Raw genomic sequence first — 23744 nt, forward strand, 5'->3', positions numbered from 1 at the left:
AGGCAGTGCCGGCATGGACAGGTTCAATCCCCGGTTTGAACGGAATCGCGGCCATTATCTAGTGATTGAGGGCGATCCTCCCATCTTCCGGGCGGAGTGTGACGAGTTTCAGCTTCGTATGCTTCAAACTTGCGAGATTCCCGGCCTCATGAGACCGGATGTGGAAGAGATGGACGGGAGTCTCGCTTTTCGATTCTCCCTGCAAGGTGGAAGAATGCTGTCCCAGGTTATGCGGGCGGCCAAGTGGTCCATGGCGGATTGGATGACCGTATTGTGCCGCCTTGCGGATATTTTGGAGGAAAGCCGGTTGTACTTGCTGGATGCGGCAAGGATCCGGCTGGATGACGATTGGATATTCGTAGGAGAAGATTGGCAGGAGCTGAAAATGGTGTACTTGCCGGTGCCGGGTGCCGAACAGAGTTTGAGGGACAGCTTGGAAAGACTGATCATCCGGTGGATCGTTCATGTTTCCGAGCTCGAAGGGCCGGCCATCCAACAGGTGATGCAAATCGTTCGCTCACCTGATTTCAGCCCCGCGTCACTGCGTCGTTATGCCAGAGGGTACTTGGCGGAGAAAGCTGCCGGTTTTGCCGGCGGAAGTATTTTCAATCCGGAGCATGAGCGCGTAGTTCGGCAAACAAACAGTGAAAGTTTGCTTGAATGGTCAGCGAATGCGGAGAAAACGGACGATGACTGGAGATACGAGGGCACAGCGGCGGACGAGACGAATGATCCTCCGGCCAAAGGATGGCGTTGGTTTAGACCGTCCGGAGATGAACCGCAGCAACTGTCCGGTTTGCTTGGGACGGATTCCGCACCGTTCGGCCGGGAAATTCAATTTGAACGAGAAGTAGAGCCGGACAAGTCGGAGCGTCGGCGAATATGGCTGATCTGCGCTGCCGTTGGTTTAATTGCCGTGGCCTGGCGTGCCGGGTTTGCCGCTTACCCCGGTAAGCAGGGGCTGCTATTATCCGGAGGAGCGACATTGATCATTCTGGCCGGGGTCATAGGGTTATGGAATCGGCAGTGGCAGAAGGACGAAGATCAATTTTCAAGGGCGAAAGGCGGGGATTGGATGCGGCCAAGGCGACCTTCGGATAACGTTCAGCCGGCTCAGGAGGGCATCCTTCCGATATCCGAATCCTTAGACAATCGCGGCCGCGCTCAACATACTTCCGCATTGGGCTCTTCTTGGCAGGCGGATATGACCCAGCAGCTGGAGGGCGCATCTGCTACTACAAAAAAGGAAGCATATTATCTGGACTGGGAGTCCGGGAGCCATCCCGGGCATATTCCGCTGCAGGACACTCCGGTCGTGATCGGCCGTTCGCCTGTAGCGGCGAATCATGTGGATGACGGTGTCGGCGTATCGCGCGCTCATGTGGAACTGAGCCGAACTCCGGAAGGCTGGAAGGCTAAAGATCTCGGCTCTCGCAATGGAACCCGCCTGAACGGAACGTCGATGGTTCCGTATGAATCCTATCTGCTGCAGCCGGAGGACTGTCTCGATGTGGCGGAGTCTAAGTACCGGTTCAAACGAAGCGGATAAAAAGACGCCTAGCGGGTGATGTCCCGCAAGGCGACTTCCAATTTCGAATAGGCGAATCGATAACCGTGGTCCAGCGATTTGCGCGGCATCGCTTTCTGCCCGGTCAGCACCAAAGTGCTCATTTCACCGAGCGCGAGCTTCATCAAGCCCGCCGGTACATGAAACCAGTGCGGCCGACGGGACACACTTGCGAGTGTCCGGCCGAACTCATCGTTCGTCACCGGATCGGGGGCGACACCATTCAAGGGACCGCTGACATCGGAGTTGTCGAGACTAAGCAAAATCAATCCGACCATGTCCCGCAAATGGATCCACGGCATGCCTTGCTTGCCGGTGCCCATGCGGCCTCCGCCGAACAGCCGGTAAGGCAGCCATAGAAGCGGGAAGGCGCCGCCCCGGCGGGCAAGCACCAGCCCGATCCGAAGCTTCACGAGGCGCTGTGCGGGGATGCGATCCGCCGCCTTTTCCCATTCAACCACCGTGTGGCCGAGGAAATCGGCAGGCTTCGCAGGTGAGGATTCGTCGAATATCATGTCCCCGGAATGCCCGTACAGCGAGATGCCGGACGCGTTCACCACAACCGGGGGCGGAGCATCCATCCTGCTCATGATGGATGCGATCCTCTCCGCCGCCTGCACCCGCGAACCGACAATCCGCCGTTTCGCGGCATCCGTCCACCGCTGGTTAATCGTTTCGCCCGTCAAATTGACGACGCTGTCAAATCCGTTCCAGCGATTCGGCTCCGCCGCCCACTCGTCCCAGGTTATATAGCCCGCGGCGGCTGGCACCGGATTCGCCGGCTTGTTCCTCGTTACGATCCACACTTCATCTCCGCGAGCCGACAGTGTCTCCGCCAGCGCGCTTCCGATGAAGCCCGTTCCCCCGCACAGCAACAGGCGCATGGGCGCCCCTCCCCGGATTAGGCTTTATCGATGACCGTAATGATCAATTGCTTCACTTTCTGGCCGTCTACATCCAATTCTTGTTCCATGTATTGGAAGGATACTTTCGTGCCGTTTTCCCATGAAGAGATCTTGTCTGCTGATTCGGGCGAGATCTGAAAGTTCTCGGATTTGCCGTCGACCTTAATCTCGATCGAATGAGGGTCGCTTAGGCCGACATATTCACCGGTCGCGGTTTTCAACTCCGGTGAGGAAGAAGCCGAAGGAGAAGCGCTTGCGCTGGGCGATTCCGAAGGAGAAGCGCTTGCGCTGGGCGCCAACGCCGCTGCCGCGGACGGGGAAGAAGACGCCTCGGAATTGTTGTAGCTTCCGCCGCTGCACGCTGTGCCGATCAGCATCAATGTCAGGACGGCCGTGCTCCATGCCAGAGTTTTGCTCGATTGCTTTTTCATAAGTTGCACCTCCAAGAGGTTAGACGTGGCAAGCCGGCAAAGGTTTCGAAAGATTTTGACAAAGTCTCAACCGAGGAGATGCTTATAAGCGGAATAATCGATCTGATTTTTCTCCAGAAAATCTTTCAAACTGCGGTGGTCGCGCCGCGGCGTAGCCAGGATGTAGCCTTCAATGCAATGCTCTTCCGTTACGTGCTGCGCCCCGCTTTCGACGGCCAGCTGGCCGATTTTGGCGGCAATGGAATGCTTCGCAATATCGCGGAATGCGCCCGGCACCGGCGAGACGAGCTTGTCCAGGAACGCTTTCGATTCCTCCGTCCACAACGGCCGGCTGCGTTCGACCCAATAGTTTTGCCAATCGAGCTTGGACTTTCCGTCCCGCTGCGGCAGCACCTTCAAGAACTTCCGGAACATGAAAAATCCGCCGATGGACATGAACAATACCAATACGATCGTCCAGAAAGCGATAAAAAACATAAACCCGTTTGGGGCGGAATTCAACTGTCATCACCTCATCTTGAAATTATAGCGGATTTCTAGATTTATTTCGACGCAAGCGATACAATAGTTAAAATGATTGTTTAACTTGCCGTGTCTCTTGTCGGGACGCGGATCGGAGAGGCGGAGGAGAAGATTTTATGTTGAAGATCGGATCGCATGTGTCGTTTTCCGACAAAGGCCTGCTGAACGCGGCCAACGAAGCGGTATCGTACGGTTCCAGCACCTTCATGATTTATACCGGAGCCCCTCAAAATACCCGCAGAAGATCGATGGACAAGCTGTTCATCGACGAGGGCAAACAAGTGATGGCGAAGGCGGGCATCGGCGAAATCGTCGTGCATGCTCCTTATATCGTCAATCTCGGGTCGTATAAAGACGACACGTTCCGGCTTGCAGTCGATTTTCTGCAGGAAGAGGTTCGGAGAACGAACCATATCGGCGTGAAAAATATTGTGCTGCATCCCGGCGCTTACACCGAGAAAGATGCCGAATACGGCATCGCGCGCATCGCCGAAGGTTTGACGGAGGTGCTCGAAGGCACGAAAGAAACGGACGTGAACATCGCGCTGGAGACGATGGCCGGCAAAGGCACGGAAATCGGCCGGACATTCGAAGAAATCGCGGCGATTATCGAGAAGGTGCCGCACAACGATCGTCTCACTGTCTGCATGGATACGTGCCACATTCATGACGCGGGCTACGATGTCATTAACGACTTCGACGGCGTGCTGCGCAAGTTTGACGACGTTATCGGCCTCGACCGGCTGGCGGTCATCCACGTGAATGACAGCAAAAATCCGACCGGTGCGGCCAAAGACCGCCATGCGCCGGTAGGCCACGGATGGATCGGGTTCGAAGCCATTTCGAACATCGTGCGGCACGAAGCGCTGAAGGACAAGCCTTTTGTGCTGGAGACCCCGTGGATCGGAAAATCGGAAAATACCGTGCGTCCGATGTACGAAGCCGAAATCGCGCTTTTGCGCGGTGATGCGGAGGGGCGGTTCGGCGGAGAGTTTTTGACCGATGTCGAGCGGCTTCACCACTTTTTCGACAAACAAGACATCCATCCGCGCATTTATGTGCTGAACACTTGGGAACAGTTGAAGACAGACGCCAAGGCGAAAAAAGCGGATCCCCGCGAGCCGATGGAACGGCTGTACGATATGGTCATGGAGAATCGCGTGCTGGAAGGCGACTATAGCGAGGAAGCGGTCAACCAGCGTTTGACGGCGATGCTCGCCGGCAAGGAATACTTGACTAAACTCTAAAATTCCACAAACGGAAGGATTACTAACGTCGATGAGTCAGCATCCTTATCAGCCTCAGGAAGCGGGGCGCCGGCCGGAGAACGCGAACCGGGCGCGCATGCTCATTTCCTGTCCCGACCGTGCCGGCATCGTGGCGGCGGTCTCGCAATTTTTATACGAGCAAGGCGCGAATATCGTGCAGTCCGATCAATACACGATGGATCCGGAAGGCGGTATGTTCTTCATGCGGATCGAGTTCGATCTGCAGGATTTGGAGCGGCGTCTGCCGTCGCTTCAGGAAGATTTCGCGCGCGTCTCGGACCGGTTCTCGATGCGCTGGAGCGTTTTCCGGGCTGCCCGCCGCAAACGGATTGCGCTGTTCGTGTCCAAGGAAGACCATTGTCTGCTCGAGCTGTTGTGGCAATGGCAGGCGGGGGATCTGGACGCGGAAATCAGCATGGTGGTCAGCAACCACGACGATATGAGAGAGTTGGTCGAATCGTTCGGCATCCCCTATCATCACATCCCGGTCACTCCGGAGACGAAGGCGGAGGCCGAGCGCAAGCAGTTGGAACTGACTGCCGGCAGTGTCGACCTGGTTGTGCTTGCCCGGTACATGCAGATCATCTCGCCCAAATTTATTGAACGTTTTCCGAACCGCATCATCAACATCCACCATTCTTTTCTTCCGGCGTTCGTCGGAGGCAAGCCCTATCAGCAGGCGTACAATCGCGGCGTGAAGCTGATCGGAGCCACGGCTCACTACGTGACCGAGGAATTGGACGGCGGTCCGATCATCGAGCAGGACGTACAGCGGGTCAGCCATCGCGAAAATGTGGCCGATCTGAAACGTATCGGCCGCCACATCGAGCGTACCGTACTGGCGCGGGCCATCAAATGGCATGTGGAGGACCGGCTGCTTGTGTATCAGAATAAGACGGTCGCCTTTGTGTAAAACATGGAGCGTGCGACGAGCTGGAAGTCAGCTTTCGCCGCGCGCCTGTAAGGCGATAATGGAGAGGCTGTAGACGCGCAGGGGCTGTGTTGGAAATTGCGCCTGGCGACATGGTACAATGGGCACAATCCGCACCTTTACGGCCCAGCAATGGTACGAACGCTTTCTCTGGAGTGGAGAAGGCGGTGCAACAGATAAAAAGGAGGACCATACATGAACACCACCAAATCGATCGATCAAATGTCGGTAACGACCGTTCGGACGCTTGCCATCGACGCCGTCGAGAAAGCGAACTCGGGACACCCGGGCATGCCGATGGGCGCTGCTCCGATGGGCTATCAGCTGTTCGCCAAAACGATGAATCACAACCCGTCGAACCCGACATGGATCAACCGCGACCGCTTCGTGCTGTCCGCCGGACACGGCTCCATGCTGCTGTATTCCTTGCTTCATTTGAGCGGCTACGATCTGCCGATGGAAGAGCTGAAAAACTTCCGCCAGTGGGGCTCCTTGACGCCGGGTCACCCGGAGTTCGGACACACGGCGGGCGTTGATGCGACGACCGGACCTCTCGGCCAAGGCATCGCAATGTCCGTGGGCATGGCGATGGCGGAAGCCCAGTTGGGCGCGACCTATAACCGTGATGGTTACGATGTGGTCCGTCACTATACATACGCCATTTGCGGCGACGGCGATCTGATGGAAGGCGTATCTCACGAATCCGCATCGCTGGCGGGCCACTTGAACCTGGGCCGGTTGATCGTCCTGTATGACTCGAACGACATTTCCTTGGACGGCGAGCTGAATTTGTCTTTCTCCGAAAATGTGGCCAAACGTTTCGAGGGATACAAATGGCAAGTTCTCCGCGTCGAAGACGGCAACGATTTGGGCGCCATCGAGAAGGCGATCGCCGAGGCACAAGCCGAAACGTCCCGTCCGACCTTGATTGAAGTGAAGACGGTCATCGGCTTCGGTTCTCCGAACAAAGCGGGCAAGGGCGGCCATGGCGGTCCGCACGGTTCCCCGCTCGGCATGGACGAAGTGAAGCTGACCAAAGAGGCTTATCAATGGGAACACGATCCGTTCTACGTCCCGGAAGAAGTTCGGGCTCATTTTGCGGAAGTGAAACGCCGCGGCGAAGAGACGAACAAGGCGTGGGACGCCATGTTCGCGAAATATAAATCTGCTTATCCGGAATTGGCGAAGCAGTTCGACACAGCCGTGAACCGCGAGCTGCCGCAGGGTTGGGATGCCGATCTCCCGAAATATTCCCCAGAAGACAAGCCGGTTTCTACTCGTGTAGCTTCCGGCAACGCATTGAACGGACTGGCCAAAAACGTACCGCACCTCGTGGGCGGCTCCGCCGACCTCGAAAGCTCCACGATGACCCACCTCAAAGGCTTGCCGGTGTTTAAACCGGACAGCTACGAGGGCCGCAACATATACTTCGGCGTCCGCGAATTCGGGATGGCGGCCGCGATGAACGGCATTTCGCTGCACGGCGGACTTCGGGTATACGGCGGCACGTTCTTCGTGTTTACCGACTACTTGCGTCCGGCGGTTCGTCTCGCTGCTCTCATGAAGCAGCCCGTCGTCTATGTGCTGACGCACGACTCCATCGCGGTCGGCGAAGACGGCCCGACGCACGAGCCGATCGAGCAGCTGGCTTCGATCCGCATCATCCCGGGTCTGACGGTCATCCGTCCGGCGGATGGCAACGAAACCTCCGCTGCATGGGCCTATGCGGTCAAAAACAACGACAATCCGGTCGCTCTCGTGCTTACCCGCCAAAACCTGCCGATCCTTCCGGGAACGGCGGAAAAAGCGGCAGAAGGCATCTCGAAAGGCGCGTACGTCGTCTCCGAAGCGGCCAACGGTGAGCCGCAGGGCATTCTGATCGCGACGGGCTCCGAAGTGCAATTGGCCGTCGCTTCTCAGAAAGCATTGGCGGAACAAGGGGTTCATGTCCGCGTTGTCAGCATGCCGAGCTGGGATTTGTTCGACAAGCAACCGCAGAGCTACAAAGACAGTGTGCTGCCGAAGAACGTCAAAGCGCGGCTGGCGATCGAAATGGCTCATCCGTTCGGCTGGGAGCGCTACGTCGGCGATTCCGGCGCCGTTCTCGGCATCGAAACGTTCGGAGCATCCGCTCCGGGCGATCGCGTTATCAAGGAATATGGCTTCACGGTCGATAATGTAGCAGCTCAATTCCGCAAACTGATTTAACCGCAGATCTGGTCGGGGAGAGAGAAACGATGTCCCAATTCGATAACGTCTCGGTCGTGAAGAAAGCCAATGTGTACTTTGAAGGCAAGGTGACGAGCCGAACGGTGCTGTTCCCGGACGGCACCCGCAAAACGCTCGGCATCATGCTGCCGGGAGAATACGAATTCGGCACCGCTCAGAAGGAAGTCATGGACATCCTTTCCGGTGAGCTTTCCGTTCTCCTCCCGAACCGGGACGACTGGCTCCAAATCACCGAACCGACCTCATTCGAGGTCCCGGCGAACTCCAGTTTCAAGCTGAAGGTAAACATAGTCACTGACTATATTTGCTCGTATTTGGATGACTAAACGATTCGAAACGAAAGAGGCGGCCCAAGGGTCGCCTCTTTTGTGTTTTACATTTGTATGTAATCGACAAAGGTTGTTCCGGTATGACGTCTTTCATCAAAGGAAATGGAGGCCGGTTGCTTGAATATTTACAACCGCAAGTGAAGGTATCCATTTGGGGAGGGATTCGGTTGTTCGGTAAAAGAAGTATGTTCGCTGTCGGCGCAGTTCTCGCTTTAGGCATGGTGATGCCAAGCTTCGGCTATGCGCAGCCGTCAAGCAGTGCAAAGCATTTTTCTTTGCTGTTCAAGCAAAACGCGATTCCTGCTGATTTTCAGAGTCAATTGAACAAAGTGGGGGCCACGCTGGTCGACTCGATTCCGGAGATCGGGTTTGCGGAGGTCCAAGCGGATTCCAGCGCGCTCACGAAGCTCCAGAGTCTTGCGAACGTGGATCTCGTGAGCCCCTCTATTGAATGGAGCCTGCCCGATTCGCACATGGCTCCGTTCGCAGACGCAGCTGCGACGGGACCTGCAGACACAAGCAGTTCCGCAGTAAATCTGAATGCCGATTTGTATAAGAGCTATCAGTGGGATATCAAAAATGTCACGCATGATGGGGCGAGCTACAACCTGGGAACGGGATCTCACAATACGGTGGTAGGGATCATCGATACCGGTATTGACCCGAACCATCCGGCAATCAAGGCCAACTTGCTGCCCGGCTCGATGAACTTCGTCCCGGCCGGCGGATTCCAGGGAAGCGAACCGGCGGAGACAGGCGCCGCAAGCGCGGTTACGGATGTACACGGCCACGGGACGCATGTGGCAGGAACAATCGCCGGCAACGGCCGAATCCTTGGCGTTGCACCGAACATGGGAATCCGGGCATACCGCGTGTTTGGTTCTTCGTCGGCTGAAACGAGTTGGATCGCGAAGGCCATCATTCAAGCGACGAACGACCACGTGAACGTCATTTCCATGAGCTTGGGCGGTTACGACGTGATTGGGCAAGCTTTCTTCGTTGATCCGATCACAGGCAAAAAGACGAGTTTAGGCAATGATATTGCGGATTTAAGAGCCTTCAAACGCGCCTTGCAATACGCCACGGACCATGGAGTGCTGCCCGTTGTCGCGGCCGGCAACGAAGCGATTGACGCAGGCAACAAGGCGCAGGTGAACGGCTATCTCAATGCGGAGTATGGAGGCGACGGATTGTATTTCGTGGGTGCCGGATTTGAAGCGCCGGGCAGCGTCTCCGGTGTGGTTACCGTTTCCGCGACGGGACCGGATCACTCGCTTTCGTCTTACTCCAACTGGGGCTCCGGCTTTGTCGACATCGCGGCTCCCGGCGGCGACTTCCTTCGCTATCCGGACGGCGACTGGTTCACCGACATGTGCCTAAGCTCCTATAAAAACGGCGGCTACTCCTGGATGGCTGGCACCTCCATGGCGACTCCAAAAGTGTCTGCAGTTGCCGCGCTTTTGTTGGACAAGTACGGACCGATGAGCCCGCAGAAGCTGAAAGGACTGCTTCTCAAGCAGGGTGTCAACTCCGTCACAGGTACGGACCGCAAATTTTTCGGCAATGGACACGTCGATGCTTTGAATGCGCTGAAATAAATAGGTGAACGCAAAATGGCGACCTCCCCGGTCGCCATTTTTCAGTGAGCAAGCCGCTACCGGATGAGTCTGTCAAATATACTTGGTATCGCAGCACGCTGCTATTTATTCCGTCGATCGGATGGCAGTCACTCACACTAACTAACAATGCCGCCTGCCCCGACTACTGGCCATCGTTAGCCACTCACACTAACTAACAGCGGCGCCTGCCCCGACTACTGGCCATCGTTAGTCACTCACACTAACTAACAGCGGCACCCACCTCGACCACGCGCCATCGATAGTCACTCACACTAACTAACATCGGCGCCCGCCCCGACCACTGGCCATCGTTAGTCACTCACACTAACTAACATCGGCGCCCGCCCCGACCACGCGCCATCGATAGTCACTCACACTAACTAACAGCGACGCACTCTCCGACCACACGTGATCCTTAGTCACTCACACTAACTAACTAACAGCGGCGCCTGCCCCGACCATGTGCCATCGTTAGTGACTCACACTAACTAACAGCGGCACCTGCCCCGACCACGTGCCATCGTTAGCCAAACCGGCACATAGCAGCACGCTGCTACTTATCTCCCTCGACCGAACGCCAGCTCGCAAGCTCGAACGCAATTAAGCCCCGATAAAAATCGGGGCTTTTCCTATCGCAGACGCGAATTACTCGCTTAAATGCTTGTCCAGATACTCCTTCAGCTGGAGCCGCTGGAAAAGCGGGAGACCGCTGAGCAGGCAGCCGTAGTGGAACATGTCGTCCTCTTTGTCGATCCGGATGATCCGGCCCGTCATCGGCGGCAGACCGGAATCCGGCGGCAGATGAATGATGACGAACATGTCGACGGCGAGCGGCAGTGTAGAGGCGATTTGCAGGCCTTCTTCGGAGACGTCTCGCAGAACACCTTCCGCCGATTGCCCGGAGAACGAGCCTTCCTGCAGCCATTGATAAATCGAGAGCATGACCGGAATATTCAGCGGCAGACGCGCTTGTTTCCTCCGGTCCGCTGCGCCGGAATGCCCCTCAAGCTCGCCCGGCTGCAGCTCGCTGATCCGCATGCCGATCCATTCCTCATATACCTGGGCCAACGCGGACAAATCCAATTCGCCGTAGCCGGCGTTTTGGCCCAACTGGAACAAGCTTTTGGCCGCCTCAAGCATCGGGGTGGAAACGCCGATGGTATCGGTCAGCACGGAGGACAGCTTCAAATCCTTGAGCATCAGTGCCAGCGAGAATTGAACGCTAAAATCGTGATCAATGATTTTGCGGCCCTTGAGATCCGCCTGCTTGCTTGCCGCACCGCCTGCTTGCACGATCTGCAGAAACGCGGAGGCGTCGATTCCGCCTTTGGCGGCAATCGCCAGGCCTTCGATCAAGCCGGCCGCGTTGATGCCGACGATCGTGTTGTGGGCGAGCTTGGCGATCGAACCGGCGCCGCTGCCGCCCAGGTACACGATTTGCTTGCCCATCGTCTCGAAAATATCCCGGTTCTCCTCGAGCGTTTTCTTGTCCCCGCCGACCATGAACAACAGTGTGCCGTCGATCGCGGCGGGTTTGCTCCCGGTAACCGGTGCATCGAGAAATTGCGCGTACTTGTCCCGAATATCGCCGGCCAATCTGCGGGAGAGAGCCGGGGATACCGTACTGCAGTCAATGACGGCGGCACCGGGCTTGATTCCGGCCAATACGCCTTTCTCCCCGTAGTACACTTCTTCCACCGCTTGGTCGTTGCTGATCATCGTGATCAGCACGTCGGCGGAGCGGGCCGCCTCCATCGGCGAGTCCGCCGCCCGAGCGCCGAGCGAGACGAGCTCTTCCGCTTTTCCCGGTGTCCGGTTATAAATGGTGACCGTATAACCTTTGCGAAGCAAATTGGCGGCCATAGGCGCTCCCATGACCCCGAGTCCGATAAATCCGATCGTTTTCATTGCCGAGTCTCCTTATCGGGGAATAAAAAAGTCTATCTCTTTTGTACCATACCAAACGGCAAAATCGAAATACGGTCCATGCAGGCCGGCTCGGCCAAGATCATGAATGTCCGTTCTTTCCTGCAGGTCCGGCGGATTTTTGGCGCGCGCGAAATCGGCGTACTTTCATGAGATTGCCGCACATCTTATCGTCGCAAAACCGTTTGGAACGGTTACGCGTCTCGTCATAGTACACCCAGAGACAATCCGGATTGTCGCAAATGCGGAACCTCGACGTCTCGCCTTCCGTCAGCGTGCGGGCGAAGGATGCAGCGATTTCGGCACGCACTCCGGCCCAATCATGGCGGAGCCGCACCGTGTTCAGCCGCAGCCCCTCATCGGATTCCTCCAGCTTCTGGACCGCCGGGCCTTCCTCCAAAACGCGGTTCAGTTCCGCCAAATCGCTGACCTCAACCGCGGAACCGCCCTCCAACTTTTGCACGATGGAGAGGATTTGCGCCCGCAGCCGCTTAAGGGCCTTCATATCTGCCGAAGTCGGAGTACCCGGATCCTTCAAGCCGTGCTCCGCGAGCCAATTCGCCAGCCATCCGGGCTTGTCTAGCCGGTCTTCGGACTTTCCCGTACCCCGCCAATCATGATAGTCGCTGTTGAGAAAATCGTCCCATAACATCGCGCCAAGCCTCCATTTTGCACCTTTGCTGTCTGCTTCCATTGTAACACCCGTAAAATTGTTTCACTAGTTACTTGCACGCCAAAACGGTTCATGTTACAGTTTTTGGTGTAACCAATATATATAATTTAGCAAGTTACATCCAATCCAAGGAGGAGAACGTGATGAAGAACCGGGTAGAACTGCTGCTTCACGGGTGGGATCACGCCTACGACAAGGAAGACTGGTATCCCCCGCTGCTGGACGCCTTAAAAGGAGTAACCGCCGAGCAAGCGGTGTGGTTACCGCAAGGCTTCGACTCCCTAAGTACGATTTGGGGCAACGTCAACCACTTGATTTTTTACAAGGAGCGGCTTCTAAAAAGGTGGTTGGGCAAGGAAACGGGCAATCCGCTGGGGGTGACGAACGACGATACGTTCGCGGTACCGGAGAAGAGCGAAGCCGCCTGGCAGGAAACGCTGGCCCGGTTGGACCGTGTTCACAAAGAAATCCGTCACAAGATCTCTGCAATGAAAGAGGAAGATTTCGACCAAAGCTTGCCCGACCATACGATAGGACGTGCGCTGAACAGCCTGATCGCCCACGACGCCTATCATACCGGGGAGATCATCCTGCTTCGCAAAATGCAAGGGTCTTGGCCAGCCCGCCGTCACTTCGACTAAAAAGAAAAAGCGCCGCACGAACCCCGTTTTCCGATAAGGAAGGCGGGTTTTTGCTTGTGCGGGGGCCTAAATTTGAGTATCCTAAAAATGCAACGAGTGGACACGCTACCGTATAGAAGGAGGATGAAACATGAGCAAAGGGATTCGCTTTGATTATTCCAAAGCGCTGCAGTTCGTCGGGCAGCACGAGGTCGACTATTTGGCGCCTGCGGTGAAATTGGCGCATGAGCAATTACATAACGGGACCGGGGCCGGCTCCGATTATCTCGGTTGGATCAACCTGCCGACCGAATACGACAAGGAAGAGTTCTCGCGCATTCAGCAAGCGGCGGCCCGAATCCGCTCGGATTCCGACGCGCTGGTCGTGATCGGCATCGGCGGCTCGTATCTCGGTGCCCGCGCGGCCATCGAAATGCTCCAGCATTCTTTCTATAACACGCTCTCCAAGGAGCAGCGCAAGTCGCCGCAAATCTTTTTCGCCGGCAACAACATCAGCTCGACTTATGTGACACATCTGCTGCAAGCGCTGGAAGGCAAGGATTGGTCCATTAACGTGATCTCCAAGTCGGGCACGACGACCGAGCCGGCGATCGCTTTCCGGATTTTCCGCGAAGCGCTCGAGAAGAAATACGGCAAAGAAGCCGCGCAAAAACGCATTTACGCGACGACTGACAAAGAGCGCGGCGCCCTGAAGAAGCTGGCGTCGGCAGAAGGCTATGAGTCGTTCGTCATTCCGGACGACGTAGGCGGCCGTTACTCCGTGCTGACGGCTGTCGGGCTGCTTCCGATCGCCGCTGCGGGCATCGACATCGAAGCGATGATGAAAGGCGCACAGGACGCTTCCAAACAATATAACAACCCGAATTTGAGCGAGAATCAGGCGTACCAATATGCAGCCGTCCGCAACGCACTTTACCGCAAGGGCAAAGGCGTGGAGATTCTCGTCAACTACGAACCGGGACTTCATTTCGTCTCAGAGTGGTGGAAACAACTGTACGGCGAGAGCGAAGGCAAAGACTTCAAGGGCATTTACCCGGCTTCCGTCGACTTTTCCACCGATTTGCATTCCATGGGGCAATTCATCCAGGAAGGCAGCCGAATCATTTTCGAAACCGTGCTGCAAGTGGGCGAGGTAGCGGAGCAAATTACGATCCAAAGCGATCCGGATGATCTGGACGGGCTGAATTTCCTGGCCGGCAAAACGTTGGACTTCGTGAACAAGAAAGCGTTCGAAGGCACGCTCCTCGCGCATACGGACGGCAACGTTCCGAATCTCATCGTGAACTTGCCGGACATGTCCGCTTATACGTTCGGATACCTGGTCTACTTTTTCGAGATCGCGTGCGGCGTCAGCGGCTATCTGCTCGGCGTCAATCCGTTCGACCAGCCGGGCGTCGAGGCTTACAAGAAGAACATGTTTGCATTGCTCGGCAAACCCGGTTTCGAGGAACAGAAAAAAGCGCTGGAAGCCCGCCTGTCCTAATCAGCGGCATTAAAGGCATGTATACCAACGGAAGCAGGCTCCGCAAGGAGTCTGCTTTTCCGGAAAACAGGGTATTTCATTTATATCGATAAGGTATATGATCGCCTGGCCTCGTTTCAGCGAAGACGCAAGCCGATCATCAGGAGAGGGGCTCAACATGGATATTGATTGGCTATTGGGACTTTTAAAAATCATTTTGCTTAACATCGTACTCAGCGGGGACAATGCGGTGGTTATCGCGATGGCTTGCCGAAACCTGAAGCCTGAGCAGCAGAAAAGGGCGATCTTTTGGGGCACGTTCGGCGCGGTTATTTTCCGAGTGGTCTTGACTTTTGTAGCCGTTTACTTGCTGCGCATCCCTCTTATCGAGGCAATCGGCGGCCTTCTTCTCCTGTATATTGCGGTGAAGCTGCTTTCCACTGAAGAGGAAGAGGGAAAGGAAACCGCGGGCTTTACGATGGGACAAGCGATCCGGACGATTGTCATCGCCGACGTGGTTATGAGCTTGGACAACGTCGTAGCGGTCGCCGCGGCGGCGAACGGAGACTGGCTGCTGATCGGGCTCGGATTGGCCATCAGCATTCCGCTCATCGTCTGGTGCAGTCAACTGCTCACCAGTTTGATGAAACGTTTCCCGATCATCGTATGGCTGGGAGCCGGCCTGCTCGGATACACCGCCGGAGAATTGCTGGTCCGGGACGAATGGGTCAGAAGCTGGCTGGAGGCCTGGATGGCGGATATGCTGTTCCTCGTCCCGATCGTCATGACCGCCGGTGTCGTCGCCTACGGAGTCGTATCCTTGAAGCGAATCCGCAGAAGCAGAATGAATCACTGAGGATTCGGCCGCGTCAATCGCTCCATATCCGACAAAATCCGCAACGCGTCTTCATTCGTTTCGCCGCACATGTCGATCGACGCCTGCAAGCTGCCGCAGACGGAAGGTCTTTCCGGCCGTCCGAACAGCTTGCAGGCGTTATTTTCGGTCAATTGCACGCATCGTACGCCGGCCGGCTTGCCCAGCGGCATGCCCGGTATCGGCGAAGTGATGGACACGGCGATGCAGCAGGCGGCACATCCTACCCGGCATTCCATATGAAGCACCTCCTGGTGACAGAGCAGGATAACAGGAACCGGTCCTCAGCACCGTCATGTAAATTTATCGATTGGGGGAAATACAGGTGATTGCGCGTTATTCGACGGTTCGTCAGTACGGCAGCCGTGAAATCGTGATCAAAAAATCCCGCTTTATCGGTCACGCCCGTCCGGCGGAAACCGAAGCAGAAGCGGTCGCCTTTATCGAAGAAATCAAAAAAAAACATTGGGACGCCACACATAACTGTTCCGCTTACCTCATCGGCGAACGCGACGAATTCCAGAAAGCGCTGGACGACGGGGAGCCGAGCGGCACGGCCGGCAAACCGATCCTCGAAGTGATCAAAAACCGCGGTCTCAAAAATACGGTGGTCGTGGTGACCCGTTACTTCGGCGGGATCATGCTCGGCGCAGGCGGTCTGGTTCGCGCCTATACCGACGGTGCGGTTGCGGGGATCGATGCGGCGGATCCGATCGTCCGGGTACTTCACCGGGAAATTACCGTTGATATCGATTATACCTGGTACGGCAAGCTCGAAAATGTGCTGAGGGACCGCGGAATCCGGGTCGGAGACGTCGCGTTCACCGATCGCGTACGCGTATTGTGCCTTCCGGAAGCCGGCGAAGCGGAGAGGTTTCAAGCCTGGATCACCGACTTCACGCAAGGACAGGCCGTCCTGGAAGCCGGCGAGGAGCGCTATTTTATCGAGAACGAATGAACGCTCAGGATGGCTGCATAACTTTCGTGTAATACTCCCTCAAAACGACGCCTCCCTGTAACACCCGCCTTCACGGCGGGCCTTCCCGCACCTTTCTCCTATATTAAACGGAAATCCGTCATCCCGCACGAAAAGTGTCCAAACACCGCCCATAAGCGAAAAGAATACTATACATCAGTTTTTTTAATAAAAATGGGCTTCGGCCCGTCTGAATCGGTTGACGGGATAAGTTCCGTTTTGCTAAAGTACTAATACCGAGTAAATAAATAGGAATTGTAAGTAATTAATTCGGCTTCGGGCTCAGGAGGTACGCGTCAACGTGAGTTCCACGCTACAGAGCCGTTGGTGGAGTTGGGGTTTTCGCAGCGCAGTCATGCTTTACTTCATTTTGTTGATCGTGTTTCCCATCCTCGGCATTTATGGGTATTCGTTGTCCGCCGGCTTGGCCGCATTCACCGAAAACATTACGGAACCGTTGGCTTGGAAGGCTGTGCTCCTTACGGTAAAGCTTGCTTTCGTCTCGACAATGATCAACGTGCTGATCGGCACAATGGCCGGCTGGGTGCTGATCCGGTACCGGTTTCCGGGGCGCGGGCTGCTCAACAGCCTGGTGGATTTGCCCTTTGCACTGCCGACGGCGGTGGCGGGTCTCATGATTTTGCTGCTGCTCGGTCCGCAAAGCGTTGTCGGGCAATGGGCGGAGCAGCTGGGCTTCTCGATCCTGTTCCATCAACCGGCCATCGTCATCGCCATGGTGTTCGTGACGTTCCCGTTCGTCATCCGCGCGGTTCAGCCGCTGCTGGAGGAAATGGACGGTTCCGAGGAAGAAGCGGCGTATACGATGGGCGCAACCAAAGCCAAAACATTCGTCCGCGTCATTCTGCCGGCGATGCTGCCCGGCATTGCGAGCGGTGCCATGCTCGCCTTCTCCCGTGCGCTGGCGGAGTTCGGAGCGGTCGTCCTCGTCGCGGGGAATATCCCCGGCAAGACGCTCATTGCCTCGGTGTACATTTTCGGTGAGATCGAGAGCGATAACATCACCGGAGCGACGGCCGTCAGCGTTGTACTTCTTACGTTCTCGCTGCTCATTTTATGGCTGGTCAATTACTTGCAATCCCGGAGGAAAGGCGTATGAGGCGGCTTTGGATCGGTTTGACGTGCGTCGTCTTCGCGCTGTTGCTTGGAGCGCCCGTCGTTCGAATCGCCATCGGCGCATGGAGCGAGGGCTGGGAAGGGTTCCGGCACGGACTGACCAGGCCAGAAGCGCTTCATGCACTCGGGATGACCGCGCTGATTGTGGTCGTCGTGACGGTCGTCAATACAGCGTTCGGCGTCCTGTTTTCCTTATATCTTGTCAGGGCGGCTTGGCTCCGCGAACGGATGAAGCGCCTGCTCAACAGTATCGTCGATTTGCCGTTTGCGGTTTCGCCGGTCATCGGAGGCCTAATGATCGTGCTGCTGCTTGGGCCGGAGACCGCACTGGGCGCGATGCTGGAGCGCGGCGGCATTCAAATCGCGTACGCGCTGCCGGGCATGATTCTGGCCACGCTGTTCGTGACGTTTCCTTTGGTTATCCGCGAGGTGATGCCGGTGCTTCAGGAAATCGGCAGCCAGCAGGAAGAAGCGGCGTCGACATTGGGCGCATACGGGTGGACGACATTTTGGCGGGTCACCTGGCCTTCGATTCGATGGAGCGTCGTGTACGGCGTCGTGTTGACGGTCGCGCGGGCGCTCGGGGAATTCGGCGCCGTGCTCGTCGTTTCCGGCAACATCATGTTCAAAACGCAGACGGCGACAACGTTGGTGTATCAAGACGTCGAAAATTTCAACCTGGCTTCGGCGAATGCGGTGGCGCTGGTGCTCGCGGCCGGCTCTGTCGGACTGTTGCTCCTGATGGAATGGGCGAAGTCCCGCCGAGAGGGATAAATCATTTTTCTTGAAAGCATGCGAAAAGGGAGTGTTCGAGATGCATGTGGAGGTTCGCGGATTAACCAAAAAGTTCGGCGAGTTCCCGGCGGTGAACGACGTCCATTTCTCGATCGCCAAAGGGCAGCTCATCGGACTTCTCGGGCCCAGCGGCGGAGGCAAAACATCGATTCTCCGCATGCTGGCCGGCCTTGAAACGCCGGACTCCGGAGATATAGTATTTCACGGCACTCGGGTCAACGACTTGCCTCCGCAGGAGCGCGAGATCGGCTTCGTATTCCAGAATTACGCCCTGTTTAAGCATATGACGGTTCAAGGGAACATCGCTTTCGGGCTCGAGGTCAAGAAGTGGCCGAAAAACCGGATCAAGGAGCGGGTGGCGGAGCTGATCGAACTGACCGGCTTGTCGGGGTTCGAAAAGCGTTATCCGCATCAGCTGTCCGGCGGTCAGCGGCAACGGGTCGCTTTCGCGCGGGCGTTGGCCCCGGAACCGCAGCTCCTGCTCCTTGACGAGCCGTTCGCGGCTATCGACGCGAAGATCCGCCAAGAGCTCCGCGCCTGGTTGAGGGAAATGATCGACCGGCTCGGGATTACGTCCATTTTCGTCACGCACGACCAGGACGAAGCGATCGAAGTAGCGGACGAGATTATGATTATCAATAAAGGGAATCTGGAGCAAAAAGGTTCGCCTTGGGACATCTACAAAAACCCGGAGACGCCTTTTGTAGCCGGATTCATCGGAGAATCGACGATCGTGGAAGATGTCTCGACTTTGCGGGGCTTCGAACAGGCGGCCGACTGGCCGGGCACGAAGGCGCTCATCCGACCGGAATATGTGGAGATCGGCCAAGCGAACGAGTTTCGGCTGCTATCCGCAACCGAGACGGGCCGGGTCCGTCATTTGCACTTCCGCGGCAGCGAGTGGCTCGTCGAAGTGGACGTGGGAGCGTCCCGCCTCGTGACCTACCGTTCGCTGGAGAAGGAAGTGCTTCACCCGGGCGAAGAGATTCAAGTGCTGGTGCACAGGGCGTACCTATTCAACGACAACGACAGCTGGATAATGGAGAACCGGCTGAAGGAAGATCCGATGCCCGTTCACATTTAAGCGCTCCGGATTGTAATTTTTTAAAGAGGTGAGATCAACATGGGGAAGCCGGGAAGCAGGGATAGCGTGTTACAGCGGCTGGTGAGAAAGGCCGGCTTCTCCGTTCTCGCGGCGTTCGTGTTCATGCTGGCGGGGTGCGGCGGCGATGCCGAGCCGTCGGCAGCGACCGCGACGGGAACTCCCATGCCGGCCGACGGGAAGGCGAACATCACGCTCGTCATTGGCGCCTACTCGGTGGCGAAGGATGCTCTCGCGGATATTCTACCCGCCTTCAAGGCTTACTGGAAGGGCAAGACTGGGCAGAACGTCAGCTTCCAAGAGTCCTATGAGGCGTCGGGCACGCAGGCGCGCGCCATCATAGGCGGCTTTGAAGCGGATGTGGCGCTGCTCGCCATGGAAGGCGATTTGGATAAAATCGCGAAGGCGGGTCTGCTGCCCAAGGACTGGAAACGGTCGGCGGACGGGGGGATGGTCACCCGGTCCATTGTGGTTCTCGGTACGCGCAAAGGAAATCCGCTCGGCATCACGGATTTTGCGGATTTGACACGTCCCGGTGTCAAAGTGTTGTACCCGAATCCGAAAACGTCCGGCGGAGCGCAGTGGGACATCAATGCGATTTACGGAGCGGGCCTGAAGCGCTCGGAAGCGTCTGGCGGACGCCAAGACCCGGCGGCGGCCAAACAGTTTCTGGCGGACGTGCACCGCAACATCGAATCGATGGATAAGAGCGGGCGGGCGTCGATGGCCGCTTTCGAATACGGAGTCGGCGACGTCATCGTTACCTATGAGAACGAGCTGATGGCCCGAATCTTGCAAGGTATTCCTTATGAAATCGTCGTGCCGGAAAGCACGATACTGATCGAGAATCCGGCCGCGGTCGTCGATCGCAATGCAGATCGTCACGGCGTTCGCGAAGCCGCCGAAGCATTCGTCGAGTTTCTCCATGGCCGGCAGGCGCAAGAGCTGTTCGCCGAACACGGCTTCCGGCCGGTTCTGCCCGCGCTGGCCGTCGAGCTGAAGGACCGGTATCCCGAGCCTCCGCAATTGTTCGACATCGGGTATCTTGGGGGATGGAGCAAAGTCCGCGATACGCTTTATTCCAAACAGGGCGTATGGTATCAAGTGCTGGCGGGAGAATAAGACCCGCTTTCGGCGCGTGCCGCATCCGTTCCGGACGGCGAAACGCGCCTTTTTTTTGTGTTTATACATCAAAATACATACAATAGAGGGGATATGTCCATTTTCGAAGCCTTGACGGACGAGCATGAGGAGGACGTTGCGTTGCCGAAACCGAACAGCATTCGAACCGCGGAATGGCTTGTTTATGTCAAATTGCTGCTTAGCCTGATGACACTTGGCATCAATATCGCCATTGTGATATCGCCGACTCTGCAGCAACAAAGTAAAGTGAATCTCAAGGAATTTACAGCCGGCGAGCTTGTACTGAATCTCGTATTTATGGCCATCCCCGTTGCAGCAGCGGTTCTGACCGTTTACTACATTCGCCGCAAAAAGAGGATGCCGGCTTTATTGGCAGCCGTTCTGCTTCTCGTCTTTTCGATACGAAATCAAATTGAACTCGTGATCGGCCTCGTCATCGTCTTTCTGCTCTTCACCCGTTCTGCGAAATCATACTTCAACAGCATGTCGGCGACGGGGAAAGAACGGACCCCGCTGTCTACTGAAGCTCTCTCCGCCGAACTGGAAGAAACCCGCCCTGTTCCGATCGTCAAGGTCGACCCGATCGTCGATATACGTCCGGCGGGAGCGGAGGACGCAGCCGTCGTGCACTCGCTAATGATGGAAGCCTTCGAGGAGTATAGTACGGCCGTGCCGCCATCCAGCGCCTTGGAGGAGACGGTGGAGTCCGTTCGGGAAGGCCTCGAATCCGGACAAGAAGCCGCGATTTTGTACGAAGGCGGGCGGCCCGCCGCCATGGTCAGATACGAAATGCGGGACGACGCGATTACCTTTTTCCGTTTGTCCGTTATCCCTTCCCGCAGACGCAGAGGCTACGCGAAACGGCTTGTCCGCTGGATTGAACAGCAGGGACGCAGCCAGGCGTTGAACGTCAGCCGCTGCAGGGTGAGACAGACCGTGCAGAATAATGTCGCGATGTATCAGGATATGGGCTACGAAATTGTGGATCAGGAATTGGTCGTCCGGCCGGAGGGCACGGTCAAAACATTGACGATGGAGAAAAAATTGCTTGGTTAAGAAGGGGATATGGCCATGCCGGAGCAACAAACGATACCGGTTCGCATCCAATTGACGGCGGACGATTATGCCGAGTTCAACCGATACCACGGAAGGCGGCAGATGGCTTTATTGTTCTTCCTTTACTGGATCGTGTTCGTTGCGGTCGCGGGCATGAGAGGCGGTGCCGCGGACGCCGGCCGGTTCGGCCTCCTTATTCCGGCCGGTCTGGTGCTCAGCGGGCTGCTGATCGCCATGCACTTGTGGTCGATCAAAGTGAAAACCCGGAAGCTGTTCCAAAACGATAAACTGGCGCAAATGGAGCAGCAGCTGCATTTTTCGGAGACCGGGATCCGGCATACCACGGCGGAATCATCCAACCTGGTAGAATGGGCAGACGTTTACAGGGCGGCGGAAACACGTAATGAGCTCATTCTCTACTTGGCCCGCAATCGGGCAATTTTGGTTCCAAAACGAGACATCGGCGCACAATGGCAGCAGGTAAAAGAATTGCTGCGCACGCATCTCCCACCCAGAAAGCTGGGTTTGAAATCTTAGAGGTTCATTCTTAACATTAAGGCCGAGTGTCCCGCTCGTTTTTGCGGTTGGGGTTATCGAGCCTGTCCCGATATTCCAAATAACAGAACAGGATCAAGCAAGAAATACCGAGAATCCACATCCATAGAGGTGCAGGGTACAAGTACACGGGATCGCCTCCGAAACGATGGAATGCAGCTGTCAATTTTCCTTATTTTAACTCGAAATTCATTCAATTTTCAACTACAATCTTGAATTTTCTTCAACCCGATTTCACACGTTTTTTTCATCCCGTATACTGAAGGCAGAGGGGATGGAAAATCGCGATGAACACGTTCGGTACCCGGTTGAAAAAAGCGAGAACCAATAAACGTCTGACCCAATATCAGGTCGCCGAGCAGTTAGGTATCGATTTTACGACGGTGTCTAAATACGAAAACAACAAGTCTCAACCGGATAACGAGACGCTGCGGGAATTGGCCGGAATGTACGAAGTGTCCTTGGACTGGCTGCTGACGGGCCGGGATAACGAGGGAAAATCCGCCAACCGGATTTGGGTGGGGGGCAGGCCGGAGGAATTGACGGACGAGGAAGCGCTGCATTTGCTCGAAAGCCTCGAAATGTTCCGTCTACTGAAAGCCAAGCGAAGCAAACAAAGATACACAGGCGAAAATAACGAACCGGCAACCTGATCGCATTCAGGCTGCCGGTTTTATTTATCCCAGGACGAATTTCTCCAGCACGTGCCGTACGCCGTCCTCATTGTTGCTCAGCGTCACATAGTCCGCCAGCTCTCTGAGAGCGGGTACCGCATTGGCCATGGCGACGCCGAGCCCTGCCGCTTCGATCATTTCCCGGTCGTTCCACGCGTCGCCGATGGCAATCGTCTCTTCCATCGGAATGCCGTAGTGTTCCGCCATAAAACGCAGGGCGTGTCCCTTCGTCCCTTCCCGGTGAAGGAATTCCAGGTAGTGCGGCTTGGATTTCGTCACATGCACGTCAGGGCCGAGCAGCTCCCGGAGCTCCGGCGCGATCGCATCCAGCCGCTGCGGATCGTCGATCACGATCAGCTTCGTTTGCTTCGGGGAGGAAGCCGCGAGCGAGCCGAAGTCCGGCACGACGGTATACGGAATCTTGGACTGTTTGGCGTACGCCTGAATTTTTTCGTTATCTTCTCCGGTCAACAGTTTATCTTCTATATAGGTTTGCAGGTGGAGGCCGTGTTCCCGGCAATATTCGTAGAGCCGGGCTGCGGCCGCCGCCGGTACCGCGCGTTCGTACAGCACTTTTTCGTCCAGCAGGTTTTTGACCAGGGAACCTTGATAGGTGATGATCGGGACGTTCAATCCGACCTGCCGGGCGATCCGCTGCGCGGAATCGAACATTCGGCCTGTCGCGATCGTGAGGTGCGCTCCCCGGGCAATCGCCCGTTTCATCGCCTCCTTCGTGGTGTCGGTGACGGTCAAATCGTCCGTTAGCAGCGTGTCGTCCAGATCGATGGCAATGAAGCGGTAAGGCATGATTTTCGATTCATCCTTTCAGTCGGCAAGCGATTATTCGTTCCATTGTATCGCAAAAATGGCGGGCTTGAAAGAAAGGTCACATGCTATAATGGGAATCGATTCCAAGTGAGAGGAAGATCGGG

The 23744-nt window shown here is 56.3% G+C and carries 24 protein-coding genes; 17 read left to right on the forward strand and 7 right to left on the reverse strand.

Translation table 11 applies throughout. The features are described from left to right. Window positions 1-13: 13 nt before the first annotated feature. Window positions 14-1549 carry a DUF6382 and FHA domain-containing protein gene (locus tag E5161_RS14515; RefSeq protein ID WP_246042272.1) on the forward strand — a complete coding sequence of 512 codons (1536 nt, stop codon included), beginning with the start codon at window positions 14-16 and terminating at the stop codon, window positions 1547-1549. 8 nt (window positions 1550-1557) lie between these two features. Here E5161_RS14515 and E5161_RS14520 read toward each other — a convergent pair whose 3' ends face one another. The 3 genes from E5161_RS14520 to E5161_RS14530 all read right to left on the reverse strand — a co-directional run bounded on the left by E5161_RS14520 (window position 1558) and on the right by E5161_RS14530 (window position 3380). Further along, on the reverse strand, window positions 1558-2451 hold the full coding sequence (locus tag E5161_RS14520) for a TIGR01777 family oxidoreductase (protein WP_136778557.1): 894 nt from the start codon (window positions 2449-2451) through the stop codon (window positions 1558-1560). Between the two features lie 17 nt (window positions 2452-2468). Next, entirely contained in the window at window positions 2469-2903 is a 435-nt protein-coding gene (locus tag E5161_RS14525) for a hypothetical protein (RefSeq protein ID WP_136778558.1), read from the reverse strand. A 66-nt stretch (window positions 2904-2969) separates the two neighbouring features. Next, window positions 2970-3380 carry a DUF2621 family protein gene (locus E5161_RS14530; RefSeq protein WP_211246745.1) on the reverse strand — a complete coding sequence of 137 codons (411 nt, stop codon included), beginning with the start codon at window positions 3378-3380 and terminating at the stop codon, window positions 2970-2972. A gap of 161 nt (window positions 3381-3541) precedes the next feature. Here E5161_RS14530 and E5161_RS14535 point away from each other — a divergent pair, with 161 nt between their 5' ends. The 5 genes from E5161_RS14535 (at window position 3542) to E5161_RS14555 (ending at window position 9780) form a co-directional block, all read left to right on the forward strand. Then, a complete protein-coding gene (locus E5161_RS14535; protein ID WP_136778560.1) occupies window positions 3542-4672 on the forward strand; it encodes a deoxyribonuclease IV in 1131 nt (376 codons plus the stop codon). A 31-nt stretch (window positions 4673-4703) separates the two neighbouring features. Further along, window positions 4704-5606: a formyltetrahydrofolate deformylase gene (gene purU / locus E5161_RS14540; RefSeq protein ID WP_136778561.1), complete on the forward strand. Its 903-nt coding sequence runs from the start codon at window positions 4704-4706 to the stop codon at window positions 5604-5606. 213 nt (window positions 5607-5819) lie between these two features. After that, window positions 5820-7832 (forward strand): transketolase, encoded by a 2013-nt coding sequence (gene tkt / locus E5161_RS14545; RefSeq protein ID WP_136778562.1) that lies wholly within the window; start codon window positions 5820-5822, stop codon window positions 7830-7832. A gap of 29 nt (window positions 7833-7861) precedes the next feature. Further along, complete coding sequence (gene ppnP, locus E5161_RS14550; protein ID WP_136778563.1) at window positions 7862-8179, forward strand: pyrimidine/purine nucleoside phosphorylase; 318 nt, start codon at window positions 7862-7864, stop codon at window positions 8177-8179. A gap of 170 nt (window positions 8180-8349) precedes the next feature. After that, on the forward strand, window positions 8350-9780 hold the full coding sequence (locus E5161_RS14555; RefSeq protein ID WP_246042274.1) for a S8 family peptidase: 1431 nt from the start codon (window positions 8350-8352) through the stop codon (window positions 9778-9780). Between the two features lie 666 nt (window positions 9781-10446). Here E5161_RS14555 and E5161_RS14560 read toward each other — a convergent pair. Both E5161_RS14560 and E5161_RS14565 read right to left on the reverse strand, forming a co-directional pair. Next, window positions 10447-11709, reverse strand: a complete 1263-nt coding sequence (locus tag E5161_RS14560; protein ID WP_136778564.1) for an NAD(P)-binding domain-containing protein — start codon at window positions 11707-11709, stop codon at window positions 10447-10449. Between the two features lie 100 nt (window positions 11710-11809). Next, a complete protein-coding gene (locus E5161_RS14565; RefSeq protein WP_136778565.1) occupies window positions 11810-12379 on the reverse strand; it encodes a CGNR zinc finger domain-containing protein in 570 nt (189 codons plus the stop codon). A 164-nt stretch (window positions 12380-12543) separates the two neighbouring features. Here E5161_RS14565 and E5161_RS14570 point away from each other — a divergent pair, with 164 nt between their 5' ends. From E5161_RS14570 to E5161_RS14580, 3 genes are all read left to right on the forward strand, one after another. Then, a complete protein-coding gene (locus E5161_RS14570) occupies window positions 12544-13041 on the forward strand; it encodes a DinB family protein (RefSeq protein ID WP_136778566.1) in 498 nt (165 codons plus the stop codon). Window positions 13042-13171: 130 nt separating this feature from the next. Continuing rightward, window positions 13172-14524, forward strand: coding sequence for a glucose-6-phosphate isomerase (locus E5161_RS14575; protein ID WP_136778567.1), 1353 nt, complete (start codon window positions 13172-13174; stop codon window positions 14522-14524). Window positions 14525-14681: 157 nt separating this feature from the next. After that, window positions 14682-15359, forward strand: coding sequence for a TerC family protein (locus E5161_RS14580; RefSeq protein WP_136778568.1), 678 nt, complete (start codon window positions 14682-14684; stop codon window positions 15357-15359). Here E5161_RS14580 and E5161_RS14585 read toward each other — a convergent pair. Beyond that, complete coding sequence (locus E5161_RS14585) at window positions 15353-15616, reverse strand: YkgJ family cysteine cluster protein (protein ID WP_136778569.1); 264 nt, start codon at window positions 15614-15616, stop codon at window positions 15353-15355. The genes E5161_RS14580 and E5161_RS14585 overlap by 7 nt on opposite strands. Before the next feature lie 86 nt (window positions 15617-15702). On the opposite strand from E5161_RS14585, the gene E5161_RS14590 reads away from it, so the two are divergent. The 8 genes from E5161_RS14590 to E5161_RS14625 all read left to right on the forward strand — a co-directional run bounded on the left by E5161_RS14590 (window position 15703) and on the right by E5161_RS14625 (window position 22791). Continuing rightward, the gene (locus E5161_RS14590) at window positions 15703-16335 is read left to right on the forward strand and encodes a YigZ family protein (RefSeq protein ID WP_136778570.1); all 633 of its coding nucleotides are present in this window, start codon (window positions 15703-15705) and stop codon (window positions 16333-16335) included. 319 nt (window positions 16336-16654) lie between these two features. Continuing rightward, on the forward strand, window positions 16655-17470 hold the full coding sequence (gene cysT / locus E5161_RS14595; protein WP_136778571.1) for a sulfate ABC transporter permease subunit CysT: 816 nt from the start codon (window positions 16655-16657) through the stop codon (window positions 17468-17470). Further along, complete coding sequence (locus E5161_RS14600; protein WP_136778572.1) at window positions 17467-18261, forward strand: sulfate ABC transporter permease subunit; 795 nt, start codon at window positions 17467-17469, stop codon at window positions 18259-18261. The genes cysT and E5161_RS14600 overlap by 4 nt, the downstream gene beginning before the upstream one ends. Before the next feature lie 40 nt (window positions 18262-18301). Continuing rightward, window positions 18302-19366, forward strand: coding sequence for a sulfate/molybdate ABC transporter ATP-binding protein (locus tag E5161_RS14605; RefSeq protein ID WP_136778573.1), 1065 nt, complete (start codon window positions 18302-18304; stop codon window positions 19364-19366). Window positions 19367-19405: 39 nt separating this feature from the next. Continuing rightward, complete coding sequence (locus E5161_RS14610; RefSeq protein ID WP_136778574.1) at window positions 19406-20506, forward strand: sulfate ABC transporter substrate-binding protein; 1101 nt, start codon at window positions 19406-19408, stop codon at window positions 20504-20506. 141 nt (window positions 20507-20647) lie between these two features. Next, entirely contained in the window at window positions 20648-21583 is a 936-nt protein-coding gene (locus E5161_RS14615) for a GNAT family N-acetyltransferase (protein WP_169306703.1), read from the forward strand. Between the two features lie 15 nt (window positions 21584-21598). Further along, window positions 21599-22120, forward strand: a complete 522-nt coding sequence (locus E5161_RS14620; RefSeq protein ID WP_169306704.1) for a YcxB family protein — start codon at window positions 21599-21601, stop codon at window positions 22118-22120. Between the two features lie 305 nt (window positions 22121-22425). Further along, window positions 22426-22791: a helix-turn-helix domain-containing protein gene (locus E5161_RS14625; protein ID WP_136778577.1), complete on the forward strand. Its 366-nt coding sequence runs from the start codon at window positions 22426-22428 to the stop codon at window positions 22789-22791. A gap of 24 nt (window positions 22792-22815) precedes the next feature. Here the strand turns inward: E5161_RS14625 and E5161_RS14630 are convergent, their stop codons facing one another. Continuing rightward, a complete protein-coding gene (locus tag E5161_RS14630; RefSeq protein ID WP_136778578.1) occupies window positions 22816-23619 on the reverse strand; it encodes a Cof-type HAD-IIB family hydrolase in 804 nt (267 codons plus the stop codon). Between the last annotated feature and the right edge of the window lie 125 nt (window positions 23620-23744).

The sequence above is a fragment of the Cohnella pontilimi genome, from assembly GCF_005049045.1.
Lineage (GTDB): Bacteria > Bacillota > Bacilli > Paenibacillales > Paenibacillaceae > Cohnella > Cohnella pontilimi.